The sequence below is a fragment of the Xylophilus sp. genome, from assembly GCA_009914555.1.
Taxonomy (GTDB): Bacteria; Pseudomonadota; Gammaproteobacteria; order Burkholderiales; family Burkholderiaceae_C; genus WNDY01.
In genome coordinates, this window is sequence record WNDY01000001.1 from 115,022 (window position 1) to 139,292 (window position 24,271).

Genomic DNA, 24,271 nt, shown 5'->3' on the forward strand with positions numbered 1-24,271 from the left:
GCCCATGCACAAGCGGCATGTCATCCCCCTTGCATGGATTAGGGAAAACCCTAAACTTCGATCCATCGTCATGACCGGGAGGCGCCTGTCCGGCGCGATCGTATGTCTGCCCTTTTTGCCCGTCTCTTCCAGCAGTTCCAGGCCGTCCGCTCAGGCACCGCGGCGAACGCCGGAGGCATTCCCAACGGTCTGTTCGAGCGCGCCGAGGCGCGGGCCGGCCACGACATCTACGCCGCGCGCGAGCTGCGCGAAGCCGCGCAAGCCTACCTGCGCGTGGTCCGTTAACTAGGAATCGGCGGATTCCGCCCGGGCGATTTCCGGCCCGGCGGACCGCGCGATCGCCTGCCGCAGCCACTGGTGGGCGCGGTTGTGGTGGGAGCGGCGATGCCAGATCGCATCCACATGGACCGCCGGCAGGTCCAGCGGCAGTTCGCGCCAGACGAGCTGCTGGCCCAGCCCGATCACGTCGAAGAAGTGCCGCGGCAGCACGGTCAGCAAGTCGGAGCTGGACACCACCCGCCCGGCGGTGAAGAACTGGTTGACCGTCAGCACGATGTGACGCTCCCGGCCGATGGACGTCAGCGCCTCGTCGATGAAGCCGTAGGGCCGGCCTGAATAGCTCACCAGCAAGTGGCGCGCCGCGCAGAAGCGGTCCACGGTCAGCGGCTCGCTGGCGCAAGGGTGGCCGCGCCGCATCACGCACACGTAGTGCCCGCTGTAGAGCCGCTGGTGGGCAAAGGCCACCGCCTCGCCGGCTTGGCTGTGGGCCGTGAGGTCCGACACCACGGCCGGGAAGTAGCCGATGGCCATGTCGGCCGCCTCGCCGTCGAGCAGACTGCGCGGGTCGCGCGTGCCGAGCGGCAGGGTGCGGATGGTCACGCCCGGCGCCTCGGTCTCGATGATGCGCACGAGCCCGGGGATCAGCGAGGAGGCGGTGGCGTCGGCCATGGCCAGCACGAAGCTGGTCTCGGCCTCGGCCGGGACGAATTCGCCGGGTGCCAGCGACTCCTGCAAATCCTGCAAGGCGTGCCGCACCACCGGCCACAGGGCCAGCGCCCGTGGCGTGGGCTCCAGCCCCCGGCCGCTGCGGCGCACCAGTTCGTCGCCCAGGGACTCGCGCAGGCGGCGCAGCGCGTTGCTCGCTGCCGGCTGCGTCAGCGACAGGTTGCGTGCCGCGCGGGTCAGGCTGCGCTCGGCCATGACCTCGTCGAACACGCGCAGCAAGTTCAGGTCCAGGGTGCGGAAGTTGAGCGGCGCGACCATGGGCTCGACGGTAATTCATTCGGCTGGTGAATGCACACCATCCAAAAGATAAAGTAGAGGAAACCTGGGGTAAACCCTAATATTCCACCATCCCCGGCGCAGATCGCCCCGGTATCGCAAGGAGTCACCGCCATGTCCAGCTTCGTCCATACCTCCTATCCCCTGCAACATCCCGGCGTCGTCCGCTTCGAACAGGCGGGCGCCACGCTGCGTGCCGGCCTGCGCGGTGGGCGTGGTTCCGCCGCCCTGCTGCTGGCTGCCGTCGTCGCGGCGCTGCTGGTCGTCGCCACGCAAGTGGTGCAGTCCTGGACTGACGGCCACCTGCTGGCCGCCTGGATCGCCCTGTGGGCCGTGGCATTCGCCGGCCTGGCCCTGCTGGCCGCACCGACCCGCCGCGCGGCCGCCGGCGTGCGCAGCCGCGTCGCCGCCTGGAAGGAAGCCCGCCGCCAGGCCGAAGCCGACCGCCAGATCTGGGCGCTGGCCCAGACCGACGCCCGCGTGATGGCCGACATCAGCCGCGCGATGAGCGCCGCCGCCCGCGACCTGGGCCGCATGTACTGATCGGTCGGTTGCGCAGCAGCAGCCCCGCTGGCCGCGCAACCCACGGAGGAACACACGCTTCGAAGCCGTGGCCGATGCCGCGGCTTTTTTGTCGCCGGCCCGCCCCGCATTCCATGCTCGCCATGCAAAAAGCCACCGGCCTTGCGGCGCGGTGGCTTCGTTGCCTTCGGCGCTGCCCGATCAGGCGGCCAGGCGCTGCTCCAGGTTGGCGCGCGTGGCTTCCAGCTCGGCCGGCAGGCCGTGCCTGAGCTGCTCGAACAGCTCGGTGTGCAGCTTGAGCTCGGCCTGCCAGGCGGCGCGGTCGATGCTGGTCACGGTGTCGAACTGGGCGGCGCTGAAGTCCAGGCCGGTCCAGTTGATTTCCTGGTAGGCCGGGGTCACGCCGAACAGGTTCTCGCTGCCCTTCGCATCGCCCTCGATGCGGTCGATGATCCACTTGAGCACGCGCATGTTCTCGCCGTAGCCCGGCCAGACGAACCTGCCGGCCTCGTCCTTGCGGAACCAGTTGGTCGTGTAGATCTTCGGCAGCGCGGCGTCGCCGGCGGCCGAGAGCTTCTTGCCCAGGTCCAGCCAGTGCTGGAAGTACTCGGCCATGTTGTAGCCGGCAAAGGGCAGCATGGCGAACGGATCCCGGCGCACCACGCCCTGCTGGCCGAAGGCGGCAGCGGTGGTTTCCGAGCCCATGGTGGCGGCCATGTAGACGCCTTCGGTCCAGGTGCGGGCCTCGGTCACGAGCGGCACGGTGGTGGAGCGGCGGCCGCCGAAGATGAAGGCGTCGATCTTCACGCCCTTCGGGTCGTCCCAGGCGTCGTCGAGGGCCGGGTTGTTGGTGGCGGCCACGGTGAAGCGGGCGTTCGGGTGGGCGGCCTTGGCGCCGGTTTCCTTGGCGATCTGGGGCGTCCAGTCCAAGCCCCGCCAGTCGATCAGGTGGTCCGGCAGCGCGCCGGTGTCCTTCTCGATGCCTTCCCACCAGACGTCGCCGTCGTCGGTCAGCGCGACGTTCGTGAAGATCACGTCGCGGTCGAGGCTGGCCATGCAGTTCGGGTTGGTGTGGTAGTTCGTGCCGGGGGCCACGCCGAAGTAGCCGGCCTCGGGGTTGATCGCACGCAGCGAGCCGTCGGCCTGGGGCTTGATCCAGGCGATGTCGTCACCGATGGTGGTGACCTTCCAGCCGTCGAAGCCGGCGGGCGGCACCAGCATCGAGAAGTTGGTCTTGCCGCAGGCGCTCGGGAAGGCGGCGGCCACATGGTACTTCCTGCCTTCGGGGTTGGTCACGCCGAGGATGAGCATGTGCTCGGCCAGCCAGCCTTCGGCGCGGCCCATGGTCGAGGCGATGCGCAGCGCGAAGCACTTCTTGCCCAGCAGCGCGTTGCCGCCGTAGCCCGAGCCGTAGCTCCAGATCTCGCGCGTCTCAGGGTAGTGGACGATGTACTTGGTCTTGCTGCAGGGCCAGGCCACGTCCTTCTGGCCCGGTTCGAGCGGCGCGCCCACGGTGTGCACGCAGGGCACGAATTCGCCGTCGACGCCGAGCACGTCGTAGACCGCCTTGCCCATGCGGGTCATGAGCTTCATGTTGACGACCACGTAGGGGCTGTCGGACAGCTCGATGCCGATGTGGGCGATGGGCGAGCCCAGCGGGCCCATCGAGAACGGCACGACGTAGAGCGTGCGGCCGCGCATGCTGCCGGCGAACAGCGGCTGCAGCGTCTCGCGCATTTCGGCCGGGGCCTTCCAATTGTTGGTCGGGCCGGCGTCTTCCTGGCGCTCGGAGCAGATGAAGGTGCGGTCTTCCACGCGGGCGACGTCGCTCGGGTCGGTGCGGGCGAGGAAGCTGTTGGCGCGCTTGGCAGGGTTCAGGCGCTGGAAGGTGCCGGCGACGACCAGTTCCTCGCAGAGGCGGTCGTATTCCTCGTCGCTGCCGTCGCACCAGTGAATGTCGTCCGGCTGCGTCAGCGCGACGATGTCGGCGACCCAGGCGATGAGCCTGGGATTCTTGACGTACGAGGGGGTCTTCAGGTTGAGACCCTGGAGGGTGGGGGCGTTCATCGGTCGAGGCTCCATCAAGTTGCTGAATCGTCGCCCCGTCGCCTCCTTCCTGAAGGGGCGCCGGGCACTGACCGGGGGGCCTGCGGAAGCGTGGCGCATGCGCCACGCCGCTTCCTGCCGTCTCGGAACGGCCGTCCGCGGGCGCAAGGCGGCGGACGATCAGGCCAAGATGACAATTTTATGAAGGGGGCTTTCCGATGTCTCTCCGTTACACCCCTATTTCATGCAAAAAAAGCATGGGGTTATGCGTCCTCGGCAACTGGGTGCAGCAGGCGCCAACGAAAAAGCCAGCCCGCGCCGCGGGGGCGCCGGCTGGCTCGGTCTGCCGGGGAGCCCGACGACGGGCTCAGGCCATGTAAATCGCGATGAAGGCGAGCAGGAACATCAGCACGCCGCCGGCGAGCGGCAGCACGATAGGCATCAGCGGCACGACCGACTCGACGGTGTCGGCCGCCTGTTCCTGCGCGATCTGGGCGCGGACTTCGTCGTTGCTCGGGGGGACGGGATGGACCATGGGTTCCTCATGAGGCCAGCGCGGCCGGGAATGCACGGATTCTAGGTGCAGCCGGGGCGGCGCCGCGCATGGGGCAATGCCCACTTGCCATACAAGGTGCGGGGCCCTCACAGCAAAGCCGCCTCCAGCCCGGCGGCGCGCAGGCGCGCCAGCACCTCGGCCACATGGGCATGGTCGCGGGCCTGGAGCACCAGCTCGATTTCCACGCTCTGCGCGGCCAGCGCGGTGAAGGCGCGCTGGTGGTGCACCTCCTCGATGTTGGCGCCCGCGTCGGCTACCGTGGCCGTGATGCGCGCCAGCACGCCCGGCACGTCGCGCGCGCCTACGCGGATGCGCGCCAGCCGGCCCGAGCGCGCCATGCCGCGCTCGATCAGCGCCGCCAGCAGCAGCGGATCGATGTTGCCGCCCGACAGCACCACGCCCACGCGCTTGCCGCGCAGGCGCTCCGGGTGGCGCAGCAGCGCGGCCAGGCCGACCGCACCGGCGCCTTCGGCCAGCGTCTTCTCGATCTCCAGCAGCATCAGCACCGCCTGCTCGATGTCGCCCTCGTCCACCAGCAGCCAGTCGTCCACCAGGCGCGTGGCGACCTCCTGCGCGATCGCGCCGGGCGAGCCCACGGCGATGCCTTCGGCGATCGTGCTGGCGCCCAACGGATGCGCCGTGCCGCGCACTGCATCGACCATCGCGGCGAAGCGCACGGTCTGCACGCCGATGACCTCGACGCCGGGCCGCAACGCCTTGGCCGCCGTGGCGATGCCCGCGATCAGACCGCCGCCGCCGACCGGCACGAGCAGGGCGTCCAGACCCGGGACGGCCGAGAGCATTTCCAGCGCGACCGTGCCCTGGCCGGCCGCGATGGCCTCGTCGTCATAGGGATGGACGAAGACGAGGTCCTGCTGCGCCGCCAGTTCGTAGGCATGGGTCCGCGCCGCGTCGAGCGTGTCGCCGTGCAGCACCACCTCGGCGCCGAAGCCACGCGTGCGCTCCACCTTCACGCCGGGCGTGAAGCGCGGCATGACGATTACCGCACGGATGCCCAGGCGCTGCGCGTGGTAGGCCACGCCCTGCGCATGGTTGCCCGCGCTCATCGCAACCACGCCGCGCGCGCGTTCGGCCGGCGAAAGCTGCACGAGCTTGTTGCAGGCCCCGCGCTCCTTGAACGAGGCAGTGAACTGGAGGTTTTCGAACTTGAGGAAGACCTGCGCGCCGGTCACCTGCGACAGCGTGCGCGACTCGACGCAGGGCGTGTCGAGCACCTGGCCGCGCAGGCGGACGGCGGCGGCTTCGATGTCAGGGAGGGCGAGCATGGTCCCATTGTGGATCGACGACACCGCCCCTGGTCCGGTCCGGCGGCGCAGCGCAGCCAGGATTTCCTCTAGGGCGATGGCGGCCTGCTCTCGTGATCGTGCCGTCGATACGTCGGCCCTGACCGCCGTCCTGCCGGGCGAGGCGTCCCTGGCACGGGCCGCGCCACGGCTAGGGCAAGCGCCGGTATCCTGCCTCGCGCTGGCCGCGCCTTCCAGCCGTTGGCCAGGGCGTGGTCGATGGAGGCGAAGGCTTCGTTGACATAGGTGCCGCTGGCGTCGTGCACCGCTTCGAGGTGGGTGCCTGCCAGCAGCGCGGCCAGTGCCTGTGCCGCGGTCAGGCTGCCGCGCGCGCCAGATGTCTGCACGCCCGCAACGAGTTCGGGGACGAAGGTGATCAGCGTATCCGATTCCTGTCCCAGCCGGTTGAGCGCCGCGCCGAGCGGGCCGGCGGGGGTGGCGTAGCTGCGCGCGGCAGGGTCGGAATGACAGTCATCGGGCGGCGGCGCCACGGGCTCGGGCAAGGCGGACGGACCGAGCAAATGAGAATTCATCGGACTCTCTGCGGCCATGCCCGGGCGGCGCTGCCCGGCGGCGGCCGGATTTCGTAACACGCCGCCCGTCTGCAGCTGCGGGCATGCACGGTACACTTCGCGGATTTTTCGTTCGCTGCAGACCTGCCGCACATCCTTCATGGCCGTTGCAACCACCGGGCAGTCCCGCGCCAGCTTCGATCTCAAGAGCGCCACGCTGCCGCTGATCGCGGTGGTGCTGCGGACCGCCGACCTCTCGGACATCGCCGCGTCGCTGGAGCGGCGCCTGGGCGAGACGCCCGACTTCTTCGACTTCGATCCGGTCGTGGTCGACCTCTCCCAGCTCCCGCCCGAGGAGGCCCATGCGGTCGACTTCGTCGCGCTCGCCGCGCTGCTGCGCAGCCACGGCACGCTGCCGGTGGCCGTGCGCGGCGCGACCGAGGCCCAGCGCGCGGCCGCCCGCGCCGCCGGCCTCGCCGATGGCAGCGAGGCGGCCGAAACCGCCCCGCGCCCGGCCGAGGTGGTGCGCGAGGTGGAGGTCGTGCGCGAAGTGGTGCGTGAAATCGAAGTCGAGGTGCCCGTGGCCGGCCCGGGCACGGTCGTGGTCGACAAGCCGCTGCGCTCGGGCCAGCAGGTCTATGCGCGCGGCGCCGACCTGGTGGTGCTGGCGGCGGTGAACTTCGGCGCCGAGGTGATCGCCGACGGCCACATCCACGTGTATGCGCCGCTGCGCGGCCGCGCCCTGGCCGGCGCGCGCGGCAACACCGCAGCGCGCATCTTCACCACCTGCCTGGAGCCGCAGCTCGTCTCCATCGCCGGCATCTACCGCACCAGCGAGACGCCGCTGCCGCCCGAGGTGGCCGGCAAGCCCGCCCAGATCCGACTGGACGGCGAGAAGATCCTCTTCGAAACCCTGTAGAGCAACACACACACGAAGGACTCGCAACAACATGGTCAAGATCGTCGTGGTGACTTCCGGCAAGGGCGGCGTGGGCAAGACCACGACCAGCGCCAGCTTTGCCTCCGGCCTCGCCCTGCGCGGGCACAAGACGGCGGTGATCGACTTCGACGTCGGCCTGCGCAACCTCGACCTGATCATGGGCTGCGAGCGCCGCGTGGTCTACGACCTGATCAACGTGATCCAGGGCGAGGCCAACCTCGGCCAGGCGCTGATCAAGGACAAGCAGGTCGACAACCTGTTCGTGCTCGCGGCCTCGCAGACGCGCGACAAGGACGCGCTGACCAAGGAAGGCGTCGAGAAGGTGCTCAAGGACCTGGACGCGCAGGGCTTCGACTACATCGTCTGCGACTCCCCCGCGGGCATCGAGACCGGCGCGCTGCTGGCCATGCACTTCGCCGACGAGGCGCTCGTGGTGACCAACCCCGAGGTGTCGTCGGTGCGTGACTCGGACCGCATCCTCGGCATGCTCAGCAGCAGGACCAAGCGCGCGATCGAGGGCAAGGAGCCGATCAAGGAGCACCTGCTCATCACGCGCTACAACCCGCACCGCGTGGAGGACGGCCAGATGCTGTCGCTGGAGGACATCCAGGACATCCTGCGCATTCCGCTGATCGGCGTGGTCCCCGAGTCGGAGGCGGTGCTGCAGGCGTCGAACCAGGGCGTGCCGGCGATCCACTCCACCGGCTCCGACGTGTCGGAAGCCTACAAGGACGTGATCGCCCGATTCCTCGGCGAAGACCGGCCGCTGCGCTTCGTCGAGGCGGCCAAGCCCGGCTTCTTCAAGCGCATCTTCGGCGGCGGGAGGTGAGCGCCATGTCGCTGCTGTCGTTCCTGCTCGGGGAGAAGAAGACCGCCAGCGTCGCCAAGGAGCGGCTGCAGATCATCCTGGCCCACGAGCGCAGCGGGCGCGGCGGAAGCCGGCCGGACTACCTGCCGGAGCTGCAGCGCGAGCTGGTCGCGGTGATCTCGAAGTACGTGGCCATCAGCGCCGACGACATCAAGGTCAACCTGGAGCGCCAGGACGACCTCGAGGTGCTCGAAGTGAAGATCGAGCTGCCGGACGTGGTCAAGTAGACGCCTCATATACCCCCCTGTCTATAGGTCCACAGCGCGCATCATTCGCAGGTTGCGGGCCAATACGCCCAGGGGGTATTGCATTTTTTTGGAATACCCCGTGCGGGATATTTCATTCGATCTGCGGCGGTCCTCCCTCGATACTTGCGCCGCCGTCCGGCAGAGGCGGCGCAGAACCACCATCGAGGAGCAGCAACATGCCCATGCGCGGCACATCCGGACGGCCCGTCCACCGATTCATTCTGGGCACGTCGTTCATGCTGCATGCCCTGTATGCGGCAGCGGCGATGCCTTTCGAGGTGCACGAGAAATCGATCGACGAGCTCCAGGCGGCGCAGGCCGCCGGCCAGGTCACCTCACAGGCGCTGGTCCAGGCCTACCTGGACCGCATCCGCGCCTACGACCGGGCCGGACCTGCGCTGAACGCCGTGCTGACGCTCAACCCCCACGCCCTCGACGATGCCCGGGCGCTCGACCGCGAACGCGCAGAGCGCGGCCCCCGCGGCCCGCTGCATGGCATCCCCGTGCTGGTCAAGGACAACTTCGACACCGCCGACATGCCGATCAGCGGCGGCAAGCTCGGCCTGGCCACCCTGCAGCCGGCACGCGATGCCACGGTGGTCGAGCGGCTGCGCCAGTCGGGCGCGGTGATCCTCGGCAAGACGGCACTGCACGAACTCGCGGCCGGCATCACCACCGTCTCGTCCCTCAGCGGCGCCACGCGCAACCCCTATGACCTGGGCCGCGTGCCGGGCGGCAGCAGCGGCGGCAGCGCCGCGGCGGTGGCCGCCAGCTTCGCGGCGGCTGGCGTAGGCACCGACACCTGCGGCTCGGTCCGCATCCCCGCGGCCAACCAGAACCTGGTCGGCGTGCGGCCCACCATGGGCCTGGTCAGCCGCGCGGGCGTGGTTCCGCTGTCGTCGTCGCAGGACATCCCCGGGCCGCTTGCGCGGTCGGCGGCCGATGCCGCGCTGCTGCTCGATGCGATGGCAGGCGTCGATCCTGCGGACGGCGCGACCCGTGCTGCTGCGGGGCAGGCGCAGCCGGGCTACCGCGCCCGGCTGCGGCCCGACGCCCTGCGCGGCGCCCGCATCGGCATGCTCAAGCAGCTGTTCGGCACCGATCCGGAGGACGCCGACGTCAACGCCGCGGTGCGCGCCGCCCTCGACGCGATGAAGGCGCTGGGCGCCGAGGTCACCGAGGTCGATCTGCCGCAGCTCGACGAGTTGCTGCGCGACACCAGCAGCATCGCCCATGAGTTCAAGTTCCAGCTCGCGGACTACCTCCAGGCCCAGCCGACGGCGCCCCTGCATTCGCTGACCGAGATCCTCGACAGCGGCTTGGTCCACCAGCAGCTGGAGGCGGTGCTGCGCCTGCGCGACCAGCCGCAGCAGCGCGACACGCCCGAGTACCGGCAGACGCTGGAGCGGCGCGAGGCCGCGCGCCGGGAGATCCTGGCGACGCTGGCCCGGCTGAAGCTGGACGCGCTGGCCTACCCGCCGCTGCAGCGGCGGCCTGCGCCGCTGGGCGAGCCCCAGCGCGGCGCGACCTGCCAGCTCAGCGCCACGACCGGCCTGCCGGCGGTCGTGCTGCCCGCCGGCTTCGTGCCCGGCGGCACTCCGGCCGGCCTGGAGCTGCTGAGCGCACCGTTCACCGAGCCGCAGCTGCTCGGCTATGCCTACGCCTGGGAACAGCAGCGCCATCCGCGCCAGGCGCCCTTCAGCACGCCGCCGCTGGAGCGGGGCCGCGCGCCAGCGCCGCAGCAGGCTGTGCTGACCGCCCGCGCCGGCGATAAAGCCCGAGCCGTTGTGCAACTGCGCTATGACGCGCCGACGGCCACGCTGGTCTATGGCGCGCGCATTGAGGGGCCCGCGGCCGCGGATGTGGTGGCGCTGGTGCTCCAGCGCGGCCGGCAGGGACAGCCGACCGCCGTGTCGGCCGTGCTGCTGCGTGGCGGCGCCGACCGCGCCGCGGACCGGCTGCCGCTGACCGCGGCCGACCGCGAGGCGCTGGAACGCGGCGACCTGTTCGTGCAGCTCGTCACCCGCGCCCGTCCGCTGGGCGGCGGTGCGGTTGCAGTGCGGTTCGACAACGCCCGGTAAGCGGCCGGCACTGGCGGCAGGGCGCTATTCCTCCGCGACTACCTCGGCCGCCTTTTTTCTCTGGCACGCGGCATGCATGCCGGGAATACTGCAACGCACCGACGAACCTCCCTTCCCGCGATCCAGGACCTGTGATGACATCCACTTCCCGCCGCCTGCTGCTGGCCTGCCTGTTCGCCTTCACGCTGCCCGCCGCGCATGCCGCCTGGCCCGACCGCCCCATCCGCTTCATCGTGCCGGCCGCCGCGGGCGGCGCGCCCGACATCGCCGCGCGCCTCTTCGGCGACCGGCTGGCCGCCAAGCTGGGACAGCCCGTCGTCATCGACAACCGGCCGGGCGCGGCCGGCAACATCGGCATGCAGGCCGTGGCGACAGCCACGCCCGACGGCTACACCATCGCCTACGGCAACAACGCCACGCTGGCCACCAACGAGTTCCTCTTCTCCAAGCTGCCATACGACCCGGCCCGCCTGGTTCCGGTGGCGCAGCTCACCCGCGCTGCCAGCCTGCTGGTGGTCAACAACGATTCCCCGGCGAAAACGGTACAGGATCTGGTCCAGCTGGCCAGGCAGAGGCCGGGCGCCATGTCCTTCGGCTCCGGCGGCACCGGCACCTCGGGCCACGTGGGCGCGGAACTTTTCAAACACATGGCCGGCATCGATGCCCAGCACATCCCCTACAAGGGCGCACCGCAGGCCATCAACGACCTGATGGCCGGACGGGTGGAGTTCCTGTTCGACAACGTGTCGTCGGTGGGACCGCACGTGGCAGGCGGCAAGCTGCGCGCGCTGGCCGTCACCACCCGGGAGCGCAGCCCACTCTTCCCCGATGTGCCGACCATGAACGAGGCAGGCGTCAAGGGCTTCGAGATGTCGGCCTGGGGCGCCATCGTGGCGCCGCCGGGCACGCCGGCCGGGATCGTGCAGCGCATCAATCGGATCGTGAACGAGGCCGTGCAGGACCCGGCTTTCGCCGCACAGGTGCAGAAGATGGGCACCAACGCCGTCGGCGGCAGCCCTGCCGACCTGCAGCGCCTGATCGCCAGCGAGCGGATCAAGTGGGGCGAGGTGGTGCGGCGCAGCGGCGCCAAGGTGGACTGAAAGCGTCCCTGGCCATGCACAGCCGGCGGCGGGAGGAGACTGCCGCACCGCGGGCACCAGCGGCCTGCCTGCCGCCGCGCATCGCGCGCCGGTGCACGCCACAGGACATCGCTAGAAAGGAAGCGGAACATGCGCGTTTTCTGCGCCGGCATCGGCACCGAGACTAACACCTTTTCACCCCTGCCCACCGGGCTGGACTCATTCCGCTCCGCCGGCTACCACCCTGGCGGCCAGCACCCGGCGGCCATGTCGCGCTACGCAGGTCCCCTGTTCGTCGCCCGGGAACGGGCGCCCAAGGAAGGCTGGACGGTGCTGGAAGGCCTGTTCGCCAACGCCCAGCCCTCCGGACTGGTGACCCGCGCTGCCTACGAGTCGCTGCGCGACGAGCTGCTGTCGGACCTGCGCAAGTCGCTGCCGGTGGACGTGGTCCTGCTCGGCCTGCACGGCGCCATGGTGGCCGACGGCTATGACGACTGCGAGGGCGACCTCATCACCCGCGTGCGCGCGATCGCGGGGTCCCGCGCCGTCATCGGCTGCGAGCTAAACCCGCACGCCCACCTGAGCGAGGCCATGGTGGCGCAGGCCACCGTGCTGGTGGCCTACAAGGAGTATCCGCACACCGACATCCTGGCCCGCGCGGCGGACCTGGTGGAGCTGTGCGCCCGCGCGTACCGGGGCGAGATCCGCCCGGTGGCCGCCGTGGCCGACACCGGCATGGTGGTACCGATCCACACGTCGCGCGATCCCGGCCGCTCGTTCGCCGACAGGCTCCTGGCCATGGAAAACCACGACGGCGTGCTCTCGCTGTCCGCCATCCAGGGTTTCGCCACCGGCGACGTCCCCGACATGGGCACCAAGATGCTGGTCTACACCGATGGCGACGCCCCCGCTGCCCAGGCCCTCGCCCGGCGACTGGCCGAGGAACTGATAGCTGCGCGCGAGCAGCTGAGGGTGCGCTATCTGGATATCGACGAGGCGCTGGACGCCGCGCTGCTGCCGGGCGCCACACCCGCCATCCTGGCTGACCGCTCCGACAACCCCGGCAGCGGCGCGTCGGGCGACTCCACCTTCATCCTGCGGCGCATGGTGGAGCGCGGCATCGACGGCGTCGCCGTGGGCCCGCTGTGGGATCCGGTCGCGGCGCAGATCGCTTTCGAGGCCGGAGAGGGCGCCCGCCTGGCCCTGCGCATCGGCGGCAAGATCAGCCCGATGTCGGGCGACCCTCTGGACGTGGACTGCCGGGTGCTGGCCCTCCGACGCGCCCATGTGATGACCGGGCCGTCCGGCGAGCCGGTACCGGCAGGCGACGCCGCACTGGTGCAGTTCGGCGGCATCTCCTGCGTGCTGGTCTCCCATCGGGTGCAGGCCTTCAACGTGGACGTGTTCACCGGGCTGGGCTGCGACCTCGCCGGCCAGCGTGTGGTGGTCGTCAAGTCGGCCCAGCACTTCGTCGCCTCGTTCTCGCAGATATCCACCCGCGTGCTCTACGTGGGCGCGCCGGGCTCGGCCACGCCGCGCTACGACCGGCTGCCGTACCGCAAGGCCCGCATGCCCAAGTGGCCCATCACCGGCGGCTGAGCCGGCCACGCCGCTTCCCCCGCGGAAAGTCCGAGGACGGAGCCCGGGCCACATTCCACCGGAGCGCACAACCACGCTTGACACGACGGAGGGCCTCGCTGTCCCCCGGCAATCCCGGGTGCACGCCCGTCGCGATTGCGGAAAGAATGGCTGCGACCGGGCACGCCGCATGCATGCTCTGCCCGGATGCCGATCTGTTCTCTTGAGCCTGTCATGCGTCTGCGCCACCTCGAAATCTTCCATGCCGTGATGCGGTCCGGCTCGGTCAGCGGCGCAGCCGATCTGCTGAACCTCTCGCAGTCCGCGGCCAGCAAGGCGCTGGCCCAGGCCGAGCACAGCCTGGGGCTCACGTTGTTCAAGCGGGTGCAGGGCCGGCTGGTGCGCACGCGCGAGGCCGAACAGCTGTTCGCGCAGACCACCCTGCTGTTCGCCCAGGCCGAGAACGTCCAGCGGCTGGCGCGCAACCTCAAGCGCAACCCCGAGGACCATCTGCGCATCGGCTGCCTGCCCAGCCTGGGCCTGAGTTTGCTGCCGGGCGCGGTGGACGCCTTCCGCCGGCGCTGCCCCGGCGTGTCGGTCGAAATCCTCACCAACAACGGCGATGCGCTGGCCGAGCAGGTCTTCGCCCGCGAAGTGGACCTGGGCATCTGCTTCGACATGCCGCTCAAGCAGGGGCTCGATCGCATCGGGCTGGGGCAGGTCCGCGGGGTGCATCTTGGGCCGCCGAGCTGCCCTCCGCAGTCCGGCGCGGTGCGGCTCGCCGAACTGGACATGAACGCCTGGATCGGCATCGGCGGCAGCGACCCGCTGGCCCAGCGGATCCGCGATGTCTGCGAGCAGCTCCAGGTGCCGATGCCACCGCCGGCGATCGAGACACGGACCTACTATGTTGCCGCTGCGCTGGCTCGCCAGGGCCTCGGCTTCGCGCTGGTCGACGAGCTGACGGCCCGCGCGGTGGCACAGGACCTGCCGGCACGGCCGCTGGAGCCGGTCGTGGCGGTAGACGCCGTGGCAATCCATGCGTCCTCCTCGGTGCGCAGCCAGGCTTTCGACGCGTTCGTCGCCACGTTGCGAAAGCGCTTCGGCGCGGCCAGCTGACGCCGCCAGGCGCAAGGCAGACGCGCTATTCCTTCACGACTACCGCAGCGGTTTTTTTTCGCTGGTGCGGCATGCAGAGGCTGCGGATACTGCGCCGGACCGAGGACCTTCCTCTCCCAGCGATCCAGGACCCGTGATGACGCCCACCTCTCGCCGCCTGCTGTTGGCCTCCCTGCTCGCCTGCGTGCTGCCCGCCGCGCATGCCGCGTGGCCGGACCGCCCCATCCGCGTCGTGGTGCCGTCCGCCGCCGGCGGAAGCCCCGACATTCTCATGCGCCTGTTCGGCAACGAGCTGGCCAAGCGGCTGGACCAGAGCGTCGTCATCGACAACCGACCGGGCGCGGCCGGCAACATCGGCATGCAGGCGGTCAGTATCGCGGCGCCGGACGGCTACACAATCGGCTACGGCAACAACGCCACCCTGGCCACCAACGAGCACCTGTTCTCCAGGCTGCCGTACGAACCGGCCAAACTCGTGCCGGTGGTCGCCCTGGCCAGTTCGGCCAGCCTGCTCGTGGTGAACAAGGACCTGCCGATCCAGACCACGGGCGACCTGATCCACTATGCCAAAGCACACCCCGACTCCACCTCCTTCGGCTCGGGCGGCACCGGCACCTCGGGACACCTGGGCGCCGAGCTGTTCAAGTCGATGACGGGCATCGCCAGCCAGCACGTACCCTACAAAGGGGCGCCTCAGGCCATCAACGACCTGATGGGCGGCAACGTGCAGTTCCTGTTCGACAACGTCGCCTCGGTCGGACCGTCCGTGGCTGGCGGCAAGGTCCGTGCGATCGCCATCACCTCCAGGGAGCGCTCGCTCCAGTTCCCGAACGTGCCGACGCTCGACGAGTCGGGTGTCAAGGGTTTCGAGATGCAGGCCTGGGGCGGCCTGGTCGCTCCGCCGCAGACGCCGGCCGACATCGTGTCGCGCCTGAACCGCGAGATCAATGCGATCCTCCAGGATCAGAAGGTGCGCGCGCAGCTGGGCCAGCTTTCGTTTATGCCCATGGGCGGCAGCAGCGAGGACTTTCGCCGCCTGATCCAGTCCGAGCGCTTGAAGTGGGGCGAGATCGTGCGCAAGAGCGGCGCCAAGGTCGATTGATGGACCGCGCCATGGCCGCACTCTCCCCAACCGGGGCGGCGCCATCGGCCAAGCGCTACTGGACGGCCGGCCCGCAGCACCCCCCGGGCCGGTTCGGCCACGTCACCGTCATCGGCGCCGGCATCGTCGGGCTGACCACCGCCGCTGCGCTGCGGCGCTCGGGCCGCTCCGTCACGGTGCTCGACGCCGCGTCCGACGTCGGCCGGGGCACCAGCTTCGGCAACGGCTGCCAGCTGTCCTATGGCTATGTGGCTCCGCTGGCCCAGCCCGGGTTGCTGGCCGAGCTGCCGCAGCTGCTGTTCGCCCGCAGCGCGCCGCTGAAGATCGTGCCGCGCGCCTCCATCGCCCAGTGGCGCTGGATGCTGCAGTTCCTGCTGGCCTGCCGGGCATCGCGTGCGCATGCCGGTTCGCTGGCGCTGCTGGCGCTGGGCGCGCTGAGCCGCCAGGAGACAGACCTCTGGCTGGCGGATGCGGACACCGAAGCGCTGAGCTTCAGCCGCCACGGCAAGCTGGTGCTGCTGCCAACCGATGCCGCACTGCACAAGGCCCGGGCACAGCTCGCGCTGCAGGCGCCCTGCGGCCCGCTGCAGACGGCCGTGAGCGAGGTCGAATGCCTGCGCATCGAACCGGCGCTGGCGCGCCTGCGCGGACAGATCGCGGGCGCCATCCATACGCCCAGCGAATGCGCGATCGACAGCCATGCGCTGTGCCGGGACCTGGAACATCATCTGAAGGCGCAGGGCGTGGACATCGTGCTCGGCACCGCGGTGCGGGAGTTCCGGCGCACCGGCGACCAGGTGACCCACCTGGTCACCGACGCCGGCGTGCGCGAAGTCGACGGCCTGGTGATCGCCGCCGGGCCGGCCAGCGCCGCGATGGCGCGCCAGCTCGGCTTTCCGGTGCCGGTCTATCCGCTCAAGGGCTACAGCATCACCGTGCCGGTCCGGGAGCCCTGCGGCGCGCCACACGTGAGCGTGACCGACGCCGGCAGGAAGGTGGTGTACGCGCGCATCGGCGCGCGGCTGCGCGTGGCCGGCGTGGCCGAGATCGGTGGGTACGACGCCCGCGTCGATGCGCGCCGCATCCGGGAACTCTCGGACCATACGCGGCAGGCTTTCGGCAGCGCGGTAGACCTCGACGCCGTGGAACCCTGGGCCGGCCTGCGGCCTGCGACGCCGACCTCGGTGCCGATCGTCGGCCCCTCGCCGCGCCGCAACGTCTTCCTCAACATCGGGCACGGCGCACTCGGCCTGACCCTGGCTTTCGGATCGGCCCGCCGCCTGGTGGACCTGCTCGACGCCGCCTGACCCCTCATCGGACAGGAAAGCAATGACCGGGACGAACCACTACGACCTCCTGATCCGCGGCGGCACCGTCATCGACGGTACGCGCCGTCCGCGCTTTGCGGCCGATGTCGCGGTCCGCGGCGGGCGCATCGCCGCGGTCGGCGACCTGCGCGGCTGCACCGCCGCGCAGACGATCGACGCCACCGGCCGGATCGTCGCGCCCGGCTTCATCGATTCGCACACGCACGACGACCAGGCGCTGATCTCCGAACCGGACGTGCCCTTCAAGATATCGCAGGGCGTCACCACCGTGGTCACCGGCAACTGCGGCATCAGCGCAGCGCCGCTGCGTCCAGGCGCCGAGCTGCCGATGCCGCTGAAGCTGCTCGATGCCGGCGGCGGTGGGCGCTTCACCACCTTCCGCGCCTATCTGGACGCGCTGGAGGCGCTCCCGCCGGCGGTCAACGTGGTGCCGATGGTGGGCCACACCAACCTGCGGACCATCGTGATGGACGACCTGGACCGGCCCGCCACGCCGGACGAGGCGGCCGCCATGCGCGCGCTGCTGGAAGAGGCGCTGGCCGCCGGCGCGGTCGGCATGTCCACCGGTACCTACTACCCGCCGGCCGCCGCGGCGACCACGGACGAGGTGATCGCCGTCTCGCGCCCGCTGGCCGCCCGGCGCGCGCTCTACGTGGCCCACATCCGCAACGAGGCCGACCGGTGCATGGAGGCGGTGGAAGAAACCTTCCAGATTGGCCGCGAGGTCGGCACACCGGTGCTGCTGTCGCACCACAAGCACATGCGGCAGGCCAACTTCGGCAAATCGGTGGCCACGCTGCGGCGCATTGAGGAAGAGATGCGCTGCCAGTGCGTGAGCCTCGACTGCTACCCCTACACCGCCAGTTCGACCATGCTGCACCTTGACGAGGAACGCCTGCAGGGCCGCATCACCATCGCGTCGAGCGAAGCACACCCCGAGCTTCAGGGGAAGGATCTGCAGGACATCGCCGACGCATGGGGCGTCTCGCGGGTCGAGGCCTCGCGGCGCCTGCAGCCGGCCAGCGCCATCTACTACAGCATGGACGAGGCCGACGTTCAGCGCATCCTGGCCTTCGAGCCCACGATGGTCGGCTCCGACGGCATCCCCACCGGCGAGCGGCCCCATCCGCGGCTGTGGGGCACGTTCCCGCGCGTGCTGGGCCGCTACAGCCGCGACATCGGCCTGTTTCCCCTGGAGACGGCCGTGTGGAAGATGACCGGGCTGACCGCACAGGTCTTTGGCCTGGAAGGCCGCGGCGCGATTACCGAAGGGCATCGTGCGGACATCACCGTCTTCGATGCCCAGACGGTGCGCGACGTGGCCGACTATGACAACCCGGTCGCACCCGCCGAGGGCATCGACGCAGTGGTGGTCAACGGCGTCGTCGCCTACCTGCACGGCACGCACACCCGGGCGCGCAGCGGCCAGGTGCTGCGCCGCACGCCGGTCCTCTGATCCCATTTCTGACTTTGCATCGACCATGGCTTCCATCATTCGCTACCCCAGCGCCAAGCCGCTGCCGCTGTCGCGCGCCGTGAAGGCGGGCGGCTTTGTGTTCCTGTCCGGCGTGCTGCCGGCGGATGCCGAGGGGCGACCCGTCACAGGCGAAATCCGCGTCGAAACCCGGGCGGTGTTGCAGCAGATCGATACGGCGCTCGCCGAGCTCGGAGCCGGTCGCACCGATGTCGTGCGGACCACCGTCTGGCTGGCCGACCTCGGCGACTTCGCCGCGTTCAACGAAAAATATGCCCGCTATTTCGGCGAGCACCTGCCGGCCCGGTCTACGGTGCAGGCCGTGCTGAACCGCGCGGCCAGGGTGGAGGTGGAAGTCCAGGCCTGGGTCGGCTGAGGACACCCGCCTCCGCGGCGGTCAGACCGCGCCGAACGCGGCGCGCAGCCGCTCGCCGGCGAACGCCTGTGCCTGGCGCGCCTTCTCCACCACCGGCGCGGCGCCGAAGAACTCGTGCGTCGCGCCGTCGTAGTCGCGCCGCTCCACCGGCACGCCGGCGCGGCGCAGTGCGTCCTCCAGCTTGGCGCCGTCGCTGCGCAGCGGGTCGATGTGGGCGTTGATGATGGTCACCGGCGGCAGGCCGGCCAAGTCGGCCTCGATGAGCTGGAGGCGCGGGTCCTTCAGGTCGTCCTCCGAGCGGATCAGGTGCTCGACGAACCACTTCACCATCGGCCGGTTCAGCGGCTTGACCACGGCGTTGGCCAGCTCCGATTCGGTGTACAGGCTGGTCTGCGCCACGGGATAGACGGTGAGCACGTGGGCCGGCGTGGGCAGGCCGGCGTCGCGCGCGGCGATCGCCGTGGCCACCGCCAGGTTGCCGCCGGCGCTCTCGCCGGCCAGCGCCACGCGCGCCGGGTCGCCGCCGAGTTCAGCCGCATGGGCCGCGGTCCAGGCGTAGGCGTCGGCCGCGTCGTCCCAGGCGGCGGGGAACTTGTGCTCCGGCGCCTGCCGGTAGTCGACCGAGACGACGATGGCCTGGGCCTCCTTGGCGATGCCGCGGGCGCCGCCGTCGTAGACGTCCTTGTCCGCGATCACCCAGCCGCCGCCGTGGAAGAACACCACGACCGGGAAGGGCCCGTGGCCCGAGGGCGTGTAGATGCGCACCGGCAGCACCGTGCCGCGCGAGGCGGTGATGGTGGTGTCGCGGCTGGTCACGCCGGGCACCAGGGCTTCGGGGTCGGTCGGACGGTGCTGCCGCTGGAGCAGCGCCTTCACCGCGTCGGCGATGGTCGGCTGCCGGCGGGCGTTGGCCGGATCGAGCTTCTCGATGGCCTGGGGCTCCAAGCTGTCGAACACCTTCAGCAGCTCGGCCATGTCGTCGTCGGCACGCAGGCCGGTGACGGTGTTGGCGATGGCGTTGACCACCGGGTTCGGGTCGCCGCCAGGGGCGCGGGCGTGGTTGCGGGCATCGTCGGCAGTGCTGGTGGTCAAGGCCATGGGATGTTCCTTTGGAGCGGATGGGAAAGGCGATGGCGCACTCTGGCCGGCATCCCGCGCGGCGTGTGTCGGCCACTGCCGACATCGGCGTAGTCCGGCAACTCCGGCCCGGCTGTGGATCGTACGAATGCTTCTCATCATTTGCAGCACACACCGCGCGGAATCCCATGTCCTCCCCGTCCGCCCCTCCGCTCCCGTCGCAGTCGTCCGGGGCTGCTGCGGCTGCGGCCCCGAGGCCGCAGCGGCGTTGCGGATGCGCCGCTACTTTTTCGCCAGCCGCTCCGCCGTCGTCTCGGCCACCTTGTCGCGCAGGTAGAGCGGCAGCGCGTCCTGCGCGCGCACCGCGCCGCCGGCGGCGAGCAGTGCCGGGGCCAGGCGCAGCATCGCGTCGGCCGTGGGCAGGGCCGGCACGCCCGGCGCACCGGGCGCCAGGCGGTCGCCATAGGCGGCGCGCGCCGTGCCGGCCAGCGTATAGCCGGCCGGCGCCGCCACGGCCTCGGGCGCCAGCAGGGCGAACGGGCCTTCGGTGCGCCAGGCGGCGTCGTCCCAGGCGTAGCGGGCGGTGTAGACCTCGTCCATGCGGGCGTCGAGCGCGGCCACCACCCGGGTCGTACCGTGGCGCAGCCGTGCATCCTCGGCCACCGCCAGCAGCGTGTCGATGGGCAGCACCAGCCGCCCGGCGCCCCAGGCCAGGCCCTGGGCCACGGCACAGGCGGTGCGCAGGCCGGTGAACGAGCCGGGCCCGCGGCCGAAGGCGATGGCGTCCAACTCGTGCAGCGCAAGCCCCGCCTGCGCCAGCACGGCGCGGATGGCCGGCAGCAGCTGGGCCGAGGCCTGGGCGCCGCCGGCGCCTGCATGGCCGTGGACCACGCCGTCGGGGCCGACGGCGGCGATCGACAGCCGCTCCGTGCTGGTGTCGAAGGCGAGCAGGCGCAGGCGGGGCGGCGGGGGAACGTCGGACATCGGCCGATTATCGGCCGCGGCCCGGCCCCTACACTCGCGCGCATGCCATCGCCCACCCTCGCGCGGCGCCTGCGGGCTGCCTGCCTCCACGCTCTTTTTCTCCTGCCTCTGTGGACTGCCGGCTGGCAGCCGGCGCAGGCCCAGACGGCGGCGCTGCCGCCCGAGGTCGAAGCCGCGCTCGCCCGCGCCCGGCTGCCGCGCGAGGCGCTCTCCGTCTGGGTCGCCGATGCGCAGGCCGGCCCGCGCGCCGCGCCGCGCCTGGCCTGGCGCGCCCAGGTGCCGGCCAACCCGGCCTCGGTGATGAAGCTGGTCACCACCTATGCCGGGCTGGACCTGCTCGGGCCGGCCTACGTGTGGAACACCCCGGTGTACGTCGACGGCCCGGTGTCCGGCGGCGTGCTGCAGGGCAACGTCTACATCCAGGGCCGCGGCGATCCCAAGCTGGTGCTGGAGCGGCTGTGGCTGCTGCTGCGCCGCCTTCAGGCGCAGGGCATCCGCACGATCGCGGGCGACATCGTGCTCGACCGCAGCGCCTTCAGCCTGCCGCCGCACGACCCCGCCGGCTTCGACGGCGAGCCGTTCAAGCCCTACAACGCCGCGCCCGATGCGCTGCTGGTCAACTACCGCTCGCTGGTCCTCGACTTCATCCCCGACCGCGCGGCCGGCGTGGCCCGGGTGTCGGTCGAGCCGCCGCTGGCCGGCCTGGCCGCGCCCGCGGCCGTGCCGCTGTCGGCCGAGGCCTGCGGCGACTGGCGCGGCCAGCTGCAGGCCAGCCTGGCCGACCCGGCGCGCATCGGCTTCGCCGGCAGCTACCCGGCCGCCTGCGGCGAGCGCGCCTGGCCGATCGCGCCGCCCGCGCCCGACACCTTCGCCGCCCGCGCCATTGAAGGCCTGTGGCGCCAGACCGGCGGCGAGCTGCGCGGCCGCGTGCGCGACGGCCGCGTGCCGGCCGGGCTGCAGCCGGTCTTCACGGCCGCGTCGCCGCCGCTGGCCGAGGTGATCCGCGACATCAACAAGTTCAGCAACAACGTGATGGCGCAGCAGCTGTTCCTCACGCTGAGCCTGCAGGCGCGCGGCACCGGCAGCTTCGACGCCTCGCGCGAGGTGCTGGCCCAGTGGTGGCGCAGCCGCATCGCGGCCGACCTGCCGGTGCCGTTGATCGACAACGGCGCCGGCCTGAGCCGGGACGCGCAGGTGGCGCCGGCCGCGCTGGGCCGCATGCTGCAGGTGGCTTGGGCAACGCCCGCCATGCCGGAGCTGATCGCCTCGCTGCCGATCGCCGGCGTGGACGGCACCCTCAAGCGCAGCCAGGCCCGCTGGAGCGGCGCGGCCCACCTCAAGACCGGCAGCCTGCGCGACGCCGCGGCGATTGCCGGCTACGTGCACGCGGCCAGCGGCCGGCGCTACGTGGTGGTCGCGATCGTGAACCATCCGAACGCCAACGGACTGCGGCCGGTGTTCGACGCGCTGGTCGATTGGGTCGGCAGCGACACTGCGAATTAATGCATCCACAATCATTCGCGATGCCTCGGGCCGTGTCGATTTCCTGCGCACTCGGCTTTCTCGCCGTGCTGACGGTGGCGCATGCCGGGCGCGGCGGTGCAGCGCGCGTGATCGGCTTCCGGCACGCAAGCAGACAGGAAAAGGAACTCTGCGATGCCTGGCTCGAAAACGAATTCGATGGCAGGTAAACAGGTGCTGGAAGCCGTTCGGGCCCTGCCGCCGGAGCGGGACCCCGTCTGGCACGGCGTCGACGAGGACGACCGCCCTGCGATGCAGGAGGAGCTGCGCGCCGGCATCGCGGCCTGCCGCGCCAAGCGCGGCCGCCCGGCCGGCTCCGGCACCAAGACGCAGGTGGCGATCCGGCTCGACAGCGAACTCGTGGATGCCCTGCGCAACAGCGGCCCGGGCTGGCAGACGCGGGTCCACGAGGCATTGAAGGCGGACCTGGCTGCGGGTCGGCTCCAGCAGCGCCGGGCGGGGCGAGGCCTACGATCGCGCGACACTCCGCGGAGACCGCCCGCCATGCCCGTCCGCTCCGCCCTGCGATGATCGCGCTCCTCGCCGCCGCCTGCCTCGCCGCCGCCTGTGGTGGGGGTGGCGGATCGCCGTCCCTGCCGCCGGTCTCCTCGGTCAAGGTGATCGGCGACAGCCTGGCCGACAGCGGCACCTTCGGCTACAAGTTCACGGTGCAGGGCACGGCGGCCACCGGCAGCGGCTCCACCGCCATCTGGCCCGAGCGGGTGGCCGCCGGCTATGGACTGCTGCTGTGTCCGTACTACCGCTTTGCCGGTACCGCGTTCGACACGGAGGCGGCCTGTACCAGCCATGCGGTCGGCGGCGGGCGCATCAACAACCCTTCGGCGCCGGCCGCGCCGACCGCGATCCTCCAGCAGATCGACGCGGCCCGCGCGCGCGGCTTCGGCAGCGGCGACCTGGTGCTCATCGACGGCGGAGGCAACGATGCGGCCGACCTGCTCGGCGCCTACCTGCGCGTGTCGGGCGATGCGGGCGCGAGCTATGGCAGCCTGCTCGGCTCCCTGCTCGACCCGGCCGCCGTGGACGCCGGGCTCGCTGGCGGCCCGCAGGCCGCGGGCGCGCTGGGCACGGCCTACATGAAGGCGCTGGCGGCCCGGTTCGCCGCGGCGATCCAGACAGGCGTGGCCGGCGCCGGGGCGCAGCGCGTGGTGGTGCTGAACATGCCGGCCATCACTCGCACGCCGCGCGTGCGCCAGCTGCTGGCGGCCGTCGCCGCCAGCGCCGGCGGCGCGGCGAGCGCCCGGGTCCAAGCCCTGGCCGATGCCTGGGTCGATGCGTTCAACGCCGAGCTCGCGGCGCGCTTTGCCGGCAGCGCCCGGGTGCGGATCGCCGACTTCCATGCCGCGCTCGATGCCCAGGCCGCCAGCCCCGCGGCCTACGGGCTGACCAACGCGACCGATGCCGCCTGCCCGGCCACCGGCACCGGCGGCGACGGGCTGCCGGTCTACAGCCTTCCGGCCTGCACCGCTGCGGCGCTCTCGGCCCGGACGCCGCCGGCCGGCGCGGGCGGCGGCGCGGACTGGTGGAAGAGCTTTGCTTTTTCCGACAGCTTCCATCCGACGCCGTATGGTCATCAGCTGCTCGGCGAGCTGGTGGAGCGGACGCTGCAGCAGGCCGGCTGGAAATGATACCCCTATGGGGATAGCTTCATGGCGCCTGATATGAAAGGACTATAGAGCTATACCCCCTACTTTTCGAGATGCCCGAGCGGCAGCGCCGTGGCGCCCTTGACCTCGCCGAGCGAGAAGCTCGTGTGGATGTCGCCGACGTTCGGCAGGTTCATGAGCTGCCCGAGCGCGAAGCGCGAGAAGCTGTCCAGGTCCGGCGCCACGACCTGCAGCTCGAAGGTGCCGGCGCCGCTGATGTAGTGGCAGCCGATCACCTCGGGCAGCGCGCGGAGGGCCTCCTCCAGCGCGCGGGTGGCGTCGCCGGTGTTGCGCTCGGCGTCGATGCGCACGAAGGCCAGCACGCCCAGGCCGATGCGGCGGCGGTCGATCTCGGCCCGGTAGCCGGTGATGAAGCCCGACGTCTCCAGCGCCCGCACGCGGCGCCAGCAAGGCGCGGCCGACAGGCCCACGCGCTGGGCCAGCTCGGCGTTGCTGAGGCGGCCGTCGGCCTGCAGCGCGCGCAGGATCGCGATGTCGTAGCGGTCGAGTTCGTCCATTTGCATCTCCGTTTTGGCAAGATTCTTTCCCAGAATGCCCTTCGGCAGGCAAAGAAAGCAAGGACCGTTCGGCGCTTCCTGCCTAAACTGATC

The 24,271-nt window shown here is 71.1% G+C and carries 25 protein-coding genes; 17 read left to right on the forward strand and 8 right to left on the reverse strand.

Annotated features, from left to right (window positions below; all coding sequences use genetic code 11):
* The first annotated feature begins 102 nt into the window (after window positions 1-102).
* Complete coding sequence (locus tag GAK38_RS00565) at window positions 103-285, forward strand: hypothetical protein (RefSeq protein ID WP_325340485.1); 183 nt, start codon at window positions 103-105, stop codon at window positions 283-285.
* Here GAK38_RS00565 and GAK38_RS00570 read toward each other — a convergent pair whose 3' ends face one another.
* The gene (locus GAK38_RS00570) at window positions 286-1,263 is read right to left on the reverse strand and encodes a LysR family transcriptional regulator (protein WP_325340487.1); all 978 of its coding nucleotides are present in this window, start codon (window positions 1,261-1,263) and stop codon (window positions 286-288) included.
* Window positions 1,264-1,395: 132 nt separating this feature from the next.
* Between GAK38_RS00570 and GAK38_RS00575 the strand changes: the two genes are divergently transcribed.
* Window positions 1,396-1,824 carry a hypothetical protein gene (locus GAK38_RS00575; protein WP_325340489.1) on the forward strand — a complete coding sequence of 143 codons (429 nt, stop codon included), beginning with the start codon at window positions 1,396-1,398 and terminating at the stop codon, window positions 1,822-1,824.
* Window positions 1,825-2,004: 180 nt separating this feature from the next.
* Here the strand turns inward: GAK38_RS00575 and GAK38_RS00580 are convergent, their stop codons facing one another.
* The 4 genes from GAK38_RS00580 to GAK38_RS00595 form a co-directional block, all read right to left on the reverse strand.
* The gene (locus GAK38_RS00580; RefSeq protein ID WP_325340491.1) at window positions 2,005-3,870 is read right to left on the reverse strand and encodes a phosphoenolpyruvate carboxykinase (GTP); all 1,866 of its coding nucleotides are present in this window, start codon (window positions 3,868-3,870) and stop codon (window positions 2,005-2,007) included.
* A gap of 346 nt (window positions 3,871-4,216) precedes the next feature.
* The gene (locus tag GAK38_RS00585) at window positions 4,217-4,384 is read right to left on the reverse strand and encodes a hypothetical protein (protein ID WP_325340492.1); all 168 of its coding nucleotides are present in this window, start codon (window positions 4,382-4,384) and stop codon (window positions 4,217-4,219) included.
* A 107-nt stretch (window positions 4,385-4,491) separates the two neighbouring features.
* Window positions 4,492-5,691: a threonine ammonia-lyase gene (locus GAK38_RS00590; protein ID WP_325340494.1), complete on the reverse strand. Its 1,200-nt coding sequence runs from the start codon at window positions 5,689-5,691 to the stop codon at window positions 4,492-4,494.
* Window positions 5,692-5,759: 68 nt separating this feature from the next.
* Entirely contained in the window at window positions 5,760-6,383 is a 624-nt protein-coding gene (locus tag GAK38_RS00595; RefSeq protein ID WP_325340496.1) for a hypothetical protein, read from the reverse strand.
* Between GAK38_RS00595 and minC the strand changes: the two genes are divergently transcribed.
* From minC to GAK38_RS00650, 11 genes are all read left to right on the forward strand, one after another.
* Complete coding sequence (gene minC / locus GAK38_RS00600; RefSeq protein WP_325340497.1) at window positions 6,382-7,140, forward strand: septum site-determining protein MinC; 759 nt, start codon at window positions 6,382-6,384, stop codon at window positions 7,138-7,140. The genes GAK38_RS00595 and minC overlap by 2 nt on opposite strands.
* 31 nt (window positions 7,141-7,171) lie before the next feature.
* Window positions 7,172-7,990, forward strand: coding sequence for a septum site-determining protein MinD (gene minD, locus GAK38_RS00605; protein WP_325340498.1), 819 nt, complete (start codon window positions 7,172-7,174; stop codon window positions 7,988-7,990).
* A 5-nt stretch (window positions 7,991-7,995) separates the two neighbouring features.
* Window positions 7,996-8,256, forward strand: a complete 261-nt coding sequence (gene minE, locus GAK38_RS00610) for a cell division topological specificity factor MinE (RefSeq protein ID WP_325340499.1) — start codon at window positions 7,996-7,998, stop codon at window positions 8,254-8,256.
* Between the two features lie 257 nt (window positions 8,257-8,513).
* Window positions 8,514-10,358, forward strand: a complete 1,845-nt coding sequence (locus tag GAK38_RS00615; protein ID WP_325340500.1) for an amidase family protein — start codon at window positions 8,514-8,516, stop codon at window positions 10,356-10,358.
* A gap of 134 nt (window positions 10,359-10,492) precedes the next feature.
* Window positions 10,493-11,458, forward strand: a complete 966-nt coding sequence (locus GAK38_RS00620) for a Bug family tripartite tricarboxylate transporter substrate binding protein (RefSeq protein ID WP_325340501.1) — start codon at window positions 10,493-10,495, stop codon at window positions 11,456-11,458.
* Window positions 11,459-11,587: 129 nt separating this feature from the next.
* Window positions 11,588-13,036, forward strand: coding sequence for a M81 family metallopeptidase (locus tag GAK38_RS00625; protein ID WP_325340503.1), 1,449 nt, complete (start codon window positions 11,588-11,590; stop codon window positions 13,034-13,036).
* A 213-nt stretch (window positions 13,037-13,249) separates the two neighbouring features.
* Complete coding sequence (locus GAK38_RS00630) at window positions 13,250-14,134, forward strand: LysR family transcriptional regulator (protein WP_325340504.1); 885 nt, start codon at window positions 13,250-13,252, stop codon at window positions 14,132-14,134.
* Between the two features lie 136 nt (window positions 14,135-14,270).
* Entirely contained in the window at window positions 14,271-15,236 is a 966-nt protein-coding gene (locus GAK38_RS00635) for a Bug family tripartite tricarboxylate transporter substrate binding protein (protein WP_325340506.1), read from the forward strand.
* An 11-nt stretch (window positions 15,237-15,247) separates the two neighbouring features.
* Window positions 15,248-16,543, forward strand: coding sequence for a D-amino acid dehydrogenase (locus GAK38_RS00640; RefSeq protein ID WP_325340508.1), 1,296 nt, complete (start codon window positions 15,248-15,250; stop codon window positions 16,541-16,543).
* A 22-nt stretch (window positions 16,544-16,565) separates the two neighbouring features.
* Window positions 16,566-18,020, forward strand: a complete 1,455-nt coding sequence (locus GAK38_RS00645) for an N-acyl-D-amino-acid deacylase family protein (RefSeq protein WP_325340510.1) — start codon at window positions 16,566-16,568, stop codon at window positions 18,018-18,020.
* 25 nt (window positions 18,021-18,045) lie between these two features.
* Complete coding sequence (locus GAK38_RS00650; protein ID WP_325340512.1) at window positions 18,046-18,414, forward strand: RidA family protein; 369 nt, start codon at window positions 18,046-18,048, stop codon at window positions 18,412-18,414.
* Between the two features lie 21 nt (window positions 18,415-18,435).
* Here GAK38_RS00650 and GAK38_RS00655 read toward each other — a convergent pair whose 3' ends face one another.
* Window positions 18,436-19,512 (reverse strand): alpha/beta hydrolase, encoded by a 1,077-nt coding sequence (locus tag GAK38_RS00655; RefSeq protein WP_325340514.1) that lies wholly within the window; start codon window positions 19,510-19,512, stop codon window positions 18,436-18,438.
* A 261-nt stretch (window positions 19,513-19,773) separates the two neighbouring features.
* Window positions 19,774-20,448, reverse strand: a complete 675-nt coding sequence (tsaB, locus tag GAK38_RS00660) for a tRNA (adenosine(37)-N6)-threonylcarbamoyltransferase complex dimerization subunit type 1 TsaB (RefSeq protein ID WP_325340879.1) — start codon at window positions 20,446-20,448, stop codon at window positions 19,774-19,776.
* Between the two features lie 69 nt (window positions 20,449-20,517).
* Between tsaB and dacB the strand changes: the two genes are divergently transcribed.
* Genes dacB through GAK38_RS00680 form a run of 4 tightly spaced genes read left to right on the forward strand, consistent with a single transcriptional unit; the run spans window position 20,518 to window position 23,642 of the window.
* Window positions 20,518-21,978, forward strand: a complete 1,461-nt coding sequence (gene dacB, locus GAK38_RS00665) for a D-alanyl-D-alanine carboxypeptidase/D-alanyl-D-alanine endopeptidase (RefSeq protein ID WP_325340516.1) — start codon at window positions 20,518-20,520, stop codon at window positions 21,976-21,978.
* Window positions 21,979-21,998: 20 nt separating this feature from the next.
* Complete coding sequence (locus tag GAK38_RS00670) at window positions 21,999-22,166, forward strand: hypothetical protein (protein ID WP_325340518.1); 168 nt, start codon at window positions 21,999-22,001, stop codon at window positions 22,164-22,166.
* Window positions 22,156-22,527, forward strand: coding sequence for a BrnA antitoxin family protein (locus tag GAK38_RS00675; protein ID WP_325340519.1), 372 nt, complete (start codon window positions 22,156-22,158; stop codon window positions 22,525-22,527). The genes GAK38_RS00670 and GAK38_RS00675 overlap by 11 nt, the downstream gene beginning before the upstream one ends.
* Window positions 22,524-23,642: an SGNH/GDSL hydrolase family protein gene (locus GAK38_RS00680; protein ID WP_325340521.1), complete on the forward strand. Its 1,119-nt coding sequence runs from the start codon at window positions 22,524-22,526 to the stop codon at window positions 23,640-23,642. The genes GAK38_RS00675 and GAK38_RS00680 overlap by 4 nt, the downstream gene beginning before the upstream one ends.
* Window positions 23,643-23,701: 59 nt before the next feature.
* On the opposite strand, the gene GAK38_RS00685 is transcribed toward GAK38_RS00680, so the two are convergent.
* Window positions 23,702-24,178, reverse strand: a complete 477-nt coding sequence (locus tag GAK38_RS00685) for an Lrp/AsnC family transcriptional regulator (RefSeq protein WP_325340523.1) — start codon at window positions 24,176-24,178, stop codon at window positions 23,702-23,704.
* Window positions 24,179-24,271 lie beyond the last annotated feature (93 nt).

Excerpts from the sequence above, each read along its gene's own strand:
- GAK38_RS00595 (WP_325340496.1), bottom strand. The coding sequence starts at position 6,383 with ATGAAGGATGTGCGGCAGGTCTGCAGCGAACGAAAAATCCGCGAAGTG.
- GAK38_RS00620 (WP_325340501.1), top strand. The coding sequence starts at position 10,493 with ATGACATCCACTTCCCGCCGCCTGCTGCTGGCCTGCCTGTTCGCCTTC.
- minD (WP_325340498.1), top strand. The coding sequence starts at position 7,172 with ATGGTCAAGATCGTCGTGGTGACTTCCGGCAAGGGCGGCGTGGGCAAG.
- GAK38_RS00655 (WP_325340514.1), bottom strand. The coding sequence starts at position 19,512 with ATGGCCTTGACCACCAGCACTGCCGACGATGCCCGCAACCACGCCCGC.
- dacB (WP_325340516.1), top strand. The coding sequence starts at position 20,518 with ATGCCATCGCCCACCCTCGCGCGGCGCCTGCGGGCTGCCTGCCTCCAC.
- GAK38_RS00670 (WP_325340518.1), top strand. The coding sequence starts at position 21,999 with ATGCCTCGGGCCGTGTCGATTTCCTGCGCACTCGGCTTTCTCGCCGTG.
- GAK38_RS00590 (WP_325340494.1), bottom strand. The coding sequence starts at position 5,691 with ATGCTCGCCCTCCCTGACATCGAAGCCGCCGCCGTCCGCCTGCGCGGC.
- GAK38_RS00635 (WP_325340506.1), top strand. The coding sequence starts at position 14,271 with ATGACGCCCACCTCTCGCCGCCTGCTGTTGGCCTCCCTGCTCGCCTGC.
- GAK38_RS00630 (WP_325340504.1), top strand. The coding sequence starts at position 13,250 with ATGCGTCTGCGCCACCTCGAAATCTTCCATGCCGTGATGCGGTCCGGC.
- GAK38_RS00680 (WP_325340521.1), top strand. The coding sequence starts at position 22,524 with ATGATCGCGCTCCTCGCCGCCGCCTGCCTCGCCGCCGCCTGTGGTGGG.
- GAK38_RS00570 (WP_325340487.1), bottom strand. The coding sequence starts at position 1,263 with ATGGTCGCGCCGCTCAACTTCCGCACCCTGGACCTGAACTTGCTGCGC.
- minC (WP_325340497.1), top strand. The coding sequence starts at position 6,382 with ATGGCCGTTGCAACCACCGGGCAGTCCCGCGCCAGCTTCGATCTCAAG.
- minE (WP_325340499.1), top strand. The coding sequence starts at position 7,996 with ATGTCGCTGCTGTCGTTCCTGCTCGGGGAGAAGAAGACCGCCAGCGTC.
- GAK38_RS00625 (WP_325340503.1), top strand. The coding sequence starts at position 11,588 with ATGCGCGTTTTCTGCGCCGGCATCGGCACCGAGACTAACACCTTTTCA.
- GAK38_RS00565 (WP_325340485.1), top strand. The coding sequence starts at position 103 with ATGTCTGCCCTTTTTGCCCGTCTCTTCCAGCAGTTCCAGGCCGTCCGC.
- GAK38_RS00575 (WP_325340489.1), top strand. The coding sequence starts at position 1,396 with ATGTCCAGCTTCGTCCATACCTCCTATCCCCTGCAACATCCCGGCGTC.
- GAK38_RS00585 (WP_325340492.1), bottom strand. The coding sequence starts at position 4,384 with ATGGTCCATCCCGTCCCCCCGAGCAACGACGAAGTCCGCGCCCAGATC.
- GAK38_RS00675 (WP_325340519.1), top strand. The coding sequence starts at position 22,156 with ATGGCAGGTAAACAGGTGCTGGAAGCCGTTCGGGCCCTGCCGCCGGAG.
- GAK38_RS00615 (WP_325340500.1), top strand. The coding sequence starts at position 8,514 with ATGCTGCATGCCCTGTATGCGGCAGCGGCGATGCCTTTCGAGGTGCAC.
- GAK38_RS00640 (WP_325340508.1), top strand. The coding sequence starts at position 15,248 with ATGGCCGCACTCTCCCCAACCGGGGCGGCGCCATCGGCCAAGCGCTAC.
- GAK38_RS00685 (WP_325340523.1), bottom strand. The coding sequence starts at position 24,178 with ATGGACGAACTCGACCGCTACGACATCGCGATCCTGCGCGCGCTGCAG.
- GAK38_RS00645 (WP_325340510.1), top strand. The coding sequence starts at position 16,566 with ATGACCGGGACGAACCACTACGACCTCCTGATCCGCGGCGGCACCGTC.
- GAK38_RS00580 (WP_325340491.1), bottom strand. The coding sequence starts at position 3,870 with ATGAACGCCCCCACCCTCCAGGGTCTCAACCTGAAGACCCCCTCGTAC.
- GAK38_RS00650 (WP_325340512.1), top strand. The coding sequence starts at position 18,046 with ATGGCTTCCATCATTCGCTACCCCAGCGCCAAGCCGCTGCCGCTGTCG.